The sequence below is a fragment of the Candidatus Omnitrophota bacterium genome (genome assembly GCA_013791745.1).
In the GTDB taxonomy this organism is placed as follows: Bacteria; CG03; CG03; order CG03; family CG03; genus CG03.
This window is the reverse complement of the sequence record VMTH01000177.1, coordinates 21,324-28,093: the sequence shown is the minus strand read 5'-3', so window position 1 is coordinate 28,093 and position 6,770 is coordinate 21,324. Positions and strand designations below refer to the sequence as shown.

The window sequence follows — 6,770 nt, the reverse complement described above, 5'->3', positions numbered from 1 at the left end:
GCGGTGGGGATGACGCCATGGAAGCTGGGATGAGCAGGATTGACGCGGTCTTCCGTATAAAGAAAGCGGGCCTTGCTTTCGGCAGTTTTTCCTATGAGCAAAGTTTTCCTATTGTAAATTACGACGGTTCGTCATACAGCGGTTTTTCGCAATACGGGGAAATAGCGTCTCTTTCCGCCGGTTATCCCGTGCTGAAAAATCTGTCCGTCGGCGTGGGCCTGAGAAATGTGAACGAAAGGTTTTTCGTCGCGGATTCCAATTCCTACGAGGACAGCGTCTCTTGCGCGGATATGGGGATGTTTTTCAGGCACCGGGGATTCAGAGCGGCGTGGCGCGCGGCAAATTTCGGAGAAGCGAAAATATGGGGTGATGAGGCGCTGCCGTCTTACGGCGGCGTTTCTATCGGTTATTCCGGCGACAGATTGAAAGCGGGTATTTCTGTCGGCGCAGATCAGCTGACTGGTATTTCCCGGTTCGGAGCGGAATACGCTCTTAACAGATGGCTGTCGCTGCGGCTGGGACTGGAGAGTTATGATGAGGTAGATGCGTCGCATTCTTTCGGTTTTACTGTTTCTTACGGAGCATTCGCCTTTGATTTCGCGACGGCGGCTCAGGCGGATCTGGGCAGCCGGGTGATGACGGCTCTCAGATACAACTGGGGCCGAAAAAAGCTGAGTAAGGTTGAAAGCGCGGCGCCTCGCGCTGAAAAGGCTCCGGCACGCATTGAGAAAGCGGCTCCCGCCGCGCCGCAACAGCAGTCGCCCGCGCCGTCCGCGCTGGAAAGGAGAAAGCGGCGGCTCCCTGCCGAAATAGAATCGTTTGACGGAAAACCTGCGGAAAAAGCAAAGCTGCCGGAAGTTCCGGAAGGCGAGAGAATAAACATAGCGGTGACGGATTTTGAGGCGAGGGCGCCTCTTTCTCAGAGTGAGGCGGCGTTCATATCCGATTTCGTGAGAAGCGATATCGTGAAAACCGGAAGATTCAATGTTATAGAGAAAAACAACATGGACAAGGTGCTGGCGGAGCAGGGTTTCCAGCAGACGGGCTGTTCCTCCGCCGAGTGCGCGGTAGCGATAGGAAAGGTACTGAATGTTAAATTTATGGCGGTTGGCTCCTGCGGCCAGCTCCTCGGGAAATACATAATAACGATGAATATTGTGGATGTGCAAAGCGCAAAAATCATATTTTCGGACGATGTGTCGGTGGCGAATCCCGACGACCTCAGAAATAAAATAACGGAACTTATAGGGAACTTCCTGGGCTCGCTAAAATAAAACGTGTTTGATATTTTTATCAAAAACGGCCTTGTCATAAACAGCGAAAGCGCGCAAAAAACAAACATAGGCATAAAAAACGGCGCCGTGTCATATATGGGAACATCCGTCAGGCATGCCTCATCGGTTATAGACGCCGCGGGAAAGTTCGTTTTTCCAGGCGTCATAGATCCCCACGTGCATTTTATGCTCGAGGCCTACGGGGCGAAAACCTGCGATGATTATTATACCGCCTCACACGAGGCCGCCGCGGGAGGCGTGACGGCCTTTATTGATTTCGCGATCCCCGCATCGCGGGATTCTTCGTTAAAGGCCGAAGTCTCGCGCAGAGTGAAACAGGCCTCGGCCGCCTGTGTGGATTTTTCTTTTCATCCCCAGATACTGGGCTGGACGGATAAAATAAAAGAAGACGCAGCTTATCTTATAAGCAAGGGCTTTCCCACTTTTAAAATATTTATGCCGCCGACTGAGGGCTGGGGCGTGACGGACAATGAGATTTATGAAGCCGTCAGGTATATTTCGTCACTCGGCGGCGCGGTGGGCTTTCACGCGGAAGACGGTAAAATACTGGAAAATAATCTGTCGCGTCTTGTGAAGAGCGGAAGAACTGCCCCGCGTTATTTTGCTTTATCGGGTTCTTCACGCGCGGAATCAGAGGCTGTTTTGAGAGTGTCCTCCATCGCGAAAAAGGCGAAAGGGAGAATATATATATGCCATATTTCTTCGCGCGCGGGGATAGAGGCCCTCGTTAAATCCCGTAGAGGGGGTGTTGACATAAAGGCGGAGAGCTGTCCTCATTACATTTTTCTCAATGACGCTGTTTTTGAACAGAAAAACAATTATCTTTTCTGCTGCAATCCTGTGCTTAAAAAGAAAAGCGACAACAGGGCTTTGTTCAGGGCACTGAAAAAAGACATAGACTGGATAGGGACAGATCACTGCGCTTTTTCAAAAGCTGATAAAGAGCGCAATAAAAAAGATTTTCGAAATATCCCCAGGGGCCTGCCGGGTATAGGGATGAGTTTTCCTCTCCTCTTTACCGCATCGCTCCGGGATAAAAAGTCTCTGATGGCGCTGGCCCGCCTGACATCGGAGTCCGCGGCGGAGAATTTCGGTTTGAAAAAAAAGGGCGCTATACTTCCGGGTATGGACGCGGACATCTTTGTGACGGATCCGGAAAGGAGCAGGCTTATAAGGAAGAGCGCGCCCTACGGCTGGTCTCCGTATGAGGGAAGAAGGCTCTCGGGTTTTTCCAATATCACTATCCGCCGGGGGGAAATAATATACAAAAACGGCCGTCTTTGCGCGGAGCGTGCCAGCGGCAGGCTGATTTTCAGAAAACTCATATGAATCACACACGGGGACAGTCCCCATCTACGACCCGCCACGGCGAGCTTTCAGCCCGCCACAGGCGGACTTCGCAAGGCTCAGTTTCGTCCGTAATGGGGACAGTCCTCTTTTTTGTTTGTTTTTGGACTGTCTTCTGTGCCGCCGGCGCTGTTATGGCGGCCGGGGATATTTTCAAAAGCGACACTATTGAATCCGGCAAAGGGAAAATAAGCAGGATCATAAGATCGTCGGGAGATAAGCTGGACATGGGCTATAACGGCGGAGGCTTCAAATCTTATTCCGTGTCGCTCGGCGATATAGCCGGCCTGGGGCTGGATAATCTGTCTAAACGCAAACGCCACGAAAAAAGCGCCGTCGCCGCGCTCATTTATATCTCGCCCAAAAAGGGCGTGGAAAAATACATAAGAGAACTTATTAACGACGCTGATATGTGGGTGAGATGGGATGTTATCAACGCCCTTTACGCTCTCGGCGACGGTTCGGCAGAGACAATCGCCGCGATGAGAAGTCTGTTTAATGATCCCTGCCCCGACATCAGGATACAGGTTTGCCGTTTTTACGGCGCTCACGCCTCATCCACGGAAGTGAAGGCGGTGTATTCCCTCCTCTGGGATGAGAATGCCGCTGTCCGGCATCAGGCGCTGGAGACACTCGCGTCAACGACGAGGACGGACGCGCTTATAAAAATTGCGGAGGCTATGCTGGATGATGAGTCTTTTGACGTGCGGGGACTGGCGCTGGAAATATTATTTGAGAAAAAAGCCGTGGATGAAACAAAAATATGCGGGATATTATCGGGAGATGATTCTATCCTGATGCGCCGAGCCGCCGCGGCCATACTGCTTAAAAACGGCACGGCCAAATCCATTTCAACGCTGATAAAAGCGGTGGAAGATAAAGATGAGAAGGTGTCGGAAACCGCCAGAAAAGCGCTTGAGCGGATCCGCGGCAGCTCCGATCTGCCTTTATAGTTTACGGAGGGAGGATAAAATGACTTATAAATTCTTTACCGGTTTCTGCGCCGCCATTTTCGCGGCCTCGGCGCCTTTCTGTTTTTTGCAGGCCTTCGAGGAGCCGTCGGGCACAATACTTGATATCGGGGGAAAGGTGACGATTTTACGCGAAGATAAGTGGGATGACGCTGAAAAATTCGCGCCGGTGTATGAGAAGAGCTTTGTGAAAACCGATGACGCGGCTTTTGCCGAGATCATGTTTGACGATGAGACCGCCGTGCGTTTTGAGGAAAATACCGAGGCGGAAATTCTTTCCACGGGCGGCGCTCTTGAGGTTTCGCTCAAATCCGGCCGGGTGACATCTTCCGTTGTGCCGTCCGAAGAGGCGGTTTTTTTTGTTTCCTCTCCTCTGGCTATAATAGGTGTCAGGGGCACGGAATTTACAGTAACGCATAACGGGAAAGAAACTGCCGCCGCAGTCTATAAGGGAAAAGTTGAAGTTGAAAACAGGGGCAAGTCGCCTAAGAGAATAAAAGTCGCCTCGGGAAATCAGAGCTTCGTTTACGAGGCTTTCAGCCGTCGGAGCCTGTGGGCCTGGGGCCGGAATATGTAAAATACAGGAAAAAAGTGCTGGATAAATTCGTCAAAAGAACTATTAAGAACAGAAAAAACAAGGAGAAAATACTGCTCAAAAGGATGGAATCCCGCAAAAGCGAGAAAGAAGCTATCATAGAAGAAATAAAGGGCAGAAAGATAATCCCCGAAAAAAGGGGACGTCCTTAATATTTTCAGAAAGCACGGAACAGCGGCCTTAAAATTTCACCGTGGGCCGCAATATGAACTGGACGGACGGGCTTTCGTTAACTTCTTTCATCACGCCCGAATATTTGCTCCGGCCTTCCCACAGGATACCGGCTGATATTGAGTAAGAGGCGCCTCTTTTCCGGGCAGAGTGAGGAAAGTTTCTGCCCATCAGCAATTGCAGTTTCACGGGTTTCAGGTCTTCTTTGCGGAACGCGGCGAACACATCAAAATTTGAATTCCGCCAGAATCGGAACCGCCTCTGGGCGTAATCAATCCTGTCGCGGAACAAAGAAAAGTAAAAGGAATCGCGTATAGCCGGATTGTCATGGAGCTTCACTCCCGTTCTGAAACTCCATATCTGTTTGGAGAACCTTGTCACCCGCACTCCTTTTATCTTCCACTCCAGCTGGGCCCATGTGTCGTCGTATATCACGTTGTTTTTGAAGTGTTTTTTGCCCATTGTCAGGAGGCCTCCCGAGTAAGCGACTCCGGTGTAACCCGCCGCCTTTCCCGGCCTGAAGGGTACGATTTTTCCCACAAACAGCGACACCCCCCAGGGATCTTCTTCGCCCGCTGTCAGAGCGTTCAGCAGATTGGCGCTGCCGGAGAAGTCAAAATTCTCATACAGGGCGCTGTTGTGTTTTTTCGCGTGCGAGGCCGCATACGGCAGGGGACTGGCGAAAAGTTCTAAGAGTATCGCGCTCGGCCGGAAAGATTCTTTCAGCAGACTGATATATAGAGATGTTTCTGATTCGCTTTGCGTGATGGTTTTCTCTGTCCGCAGGATCTGTGAAAAACTCGCGTAGCTGTAATAGGGGTCGCCCTTCCAGCCGAAGTCTCTTGCCGACGCCCCGAAAGCGCACGGGCAGAACAGGATTGTCAGTAAGCATGCCTTAAAATTTTTCATAGCTATTATTTTAGCAAAAAAAATCATTTTGAGCTCCGTGCCCGCGTCTGCCCGGCCCGCCGCGGTTCGGTGACAAATATCACGCGAATTATTTTTGATGTATCGGCGGCTTTCTGCTATAATCATGCCGAATGAAGAAAAAATTTATTTTCGCCTTTAAGTTCGTTTACCTGTTCGCGGACGCCTCGGTTCTTTTGCTGGCTTTTATGCTGGCGAATTATATGAGGCACGGGTTGTTTTTCCATCCGGCGTATAACAGGCTGCTCACTCCTGTTCTGCTGGTTTTTATATATTTTTTCTATCACTATAAATTTTACAACAAGCTGCAGCTGACTTATGTTTACGAGCTTTTCAGGATCATCCGAGCCGGGGCGGTGGCTTTCGGCTTTGTTATAGTTCTCACATTTTTCTGGAGGCCTTTTTCTTATTCCAGGCTAATGCTCACATATTTTCTGATGTTTTCGGTGATCATGGTTTTTGCCGAAAGAGAGTTTCTGAAATTTTTTATGGTTCTGTGCATAAAGAGGTTCTTTCAGCCGGATAAGATACTTGTTGTGGGGCGGGGAAAAATAGTGCGGGCATTACAGCGCCGGCTCCGGCTCAGGCATCAGGCGGCCTTGTGGATAAATCATTATCCCGACGCGGAAGAATTGAGAGTGTATACGCAAAACCGCGGTTTCGGCGGCGTGGTGATAGCAAATTTTCCTCTCAATCACGAAAAGGTCGTGAACATAGCTAACCTTTGTGAGAATTACGGCGTTGATTTTCAGCTCGTGCCGGATATTCTGGAACTCAAGCTCGGCGATCTTGTCATGGATGAATTTTTCGGCATTCCTCTTCTGAGGCTCAAGCCCACGCCGTTAACGGGCACTCATCTGTTTATGAAAAATATTTTTGATGTGGCCGCGACCATAGCGGGCGTGGCTGTTTTTATGCCGTTTTTCATCCTCATAGCGTCGCTGATAAAGATAGACAGCCCCGGGGATATAATTTACAGCCACATAAGGCGGGGAAGAAGGGGCAGGGATTTTAAATTTTTCAAATTCCGCACGATGGTAAAAAACGCCGATGCCATAATCAGGGAAGAACGCCGCTCCCATTACAAAAGCGGCAACCTGCTTTTTAAGAAAAAGCGCGATGCCAGAGTGACGCGGGTGGGAAGATTCCTGCGGAAGTTTTCGCTGGACGAGCTGCCGCAGCTCCTTAATGTGCTCAAAGGAGATATGTCAATAGTCGGCCCGCGCCCGCAGATTCTCAGCGAGGCCGAGGGTTATGACGAGTCGGCGCAAAGGCGCTTGCGTATCAAACCCGGCATCACCGGCCTCTGGCAGGTCAGCGGCCGCAGCGATCTGACTTACGAAGAAATGGTGCGGCTGGATATTTTTTATGTGCAGAACTGGTCAATGGAGGAAGATTTTCGTATACTTTTAAGAACGGTCCCCGCCGTTTTTTTTGGAAAAGGGGCTTATTGATCATCGGCAG

General features: G+C 50.3%; 7 protein-coding genes. 6 read left to right on the top strand and 1 reads right to left on the bottom strand.

Features of this window, described 5'->3' with window-relative positions; all coding sequences use genetic code 11:
• Positions 1-17: 17 nt before the first annotated feature.
• The 5 genes from FP827_09350 to FP827_09330 are packed head-to-tail and all read left to right on the top strand — an operon-like array spanning position 18 to position 4,360.
• A complete protein-coding gene (locus tag FP827_09350; protein MBA3053271.1) occupies positions 18-1,274 on the top strand; it encodes a hypothetical protein in 1,257 nt (418 codons plus the stop codon).
• A 3-nt stretch (positions 1,275-1,277) separates the two neighbouring features.
• Positions 1,278-2,624, top strand: a complete 1,347-nt coding sequence (locus tag FP827_09345; GenBank protein MBA3053270.1) for an amidohydrolase family protein — start codon at positions 1,278-1,280, stop codon at positions 2,622-2,624.
• Positions 2,621-3,595 (top strand): hypothetical protein, encoded by a 975-nt coding sequence (locus tag FP827_09340; protein ID MBA3053269.1) that lies wholly within the window; start codon positions 2,621-2,623, stop codon positions 3,593-3,595. Before FP827_09345 ends, FP827_09340 begins: the two co-directional genes overlap by 4 nt.
• Positions 3,525-4,190, top strand: a complete 666-nt coding sequence (locus FP827_09335; protein MBA3053268.1) for a FecR domain-containing protein — start codon at positions 3,525-3,527, stop codon at positions 4,188-4,190. The genes FP827_09340 and FP827_09335 overlap by 71 nt, the downstream gene beginning before the upstream one ends.
• Positions 4,166-4,360: a hypothetical protein gene (locus tag FP827_09330; protein MBA3053267.1), complete on the top strand. Its 195-nt coding sequence runs from the start codon at positions 4,166-4,168 to the stop codon at positions 4,358-4,360. Before FP827_09335 ends, FP827_09330 begins: the two co-directional genes overlap by 25 nt.
• A 28-nt stretch (positions 4,361-4,388) precedes the next feature.
• On the opposite strand, the gene FP827_09325 is transcribed toward FP827_09330, so the two are convergent.
• A complete protein-coding gene (locus FP827_09325; GenBank protein MBA3053266.1) occupies positions 4,389-5,315 on the bottom strand; it encodes a hypothetical protein in 927 nt (308 codons plus the stop codon).
• A 104-nt stretch (positions 5,316-5,419) separates the two neighbouring features.
• Between FP827_09325 and FP827_09320 the strand changes: the two genes are divergently transcribed.
• Positions 5,420-6,760 (top strand): sugar transferase, encoded by a 1,341-nt coding sequence (locus FP827_09320; GenBank protein ID MBA3053265.1) that lies wholly within the window; start codon positions 5,420-5,422, stop codon positions 6,758-6,760.
• The last annotated feature ends 10 nt before the right edge of the window (positions 6,761-6,770 follow it).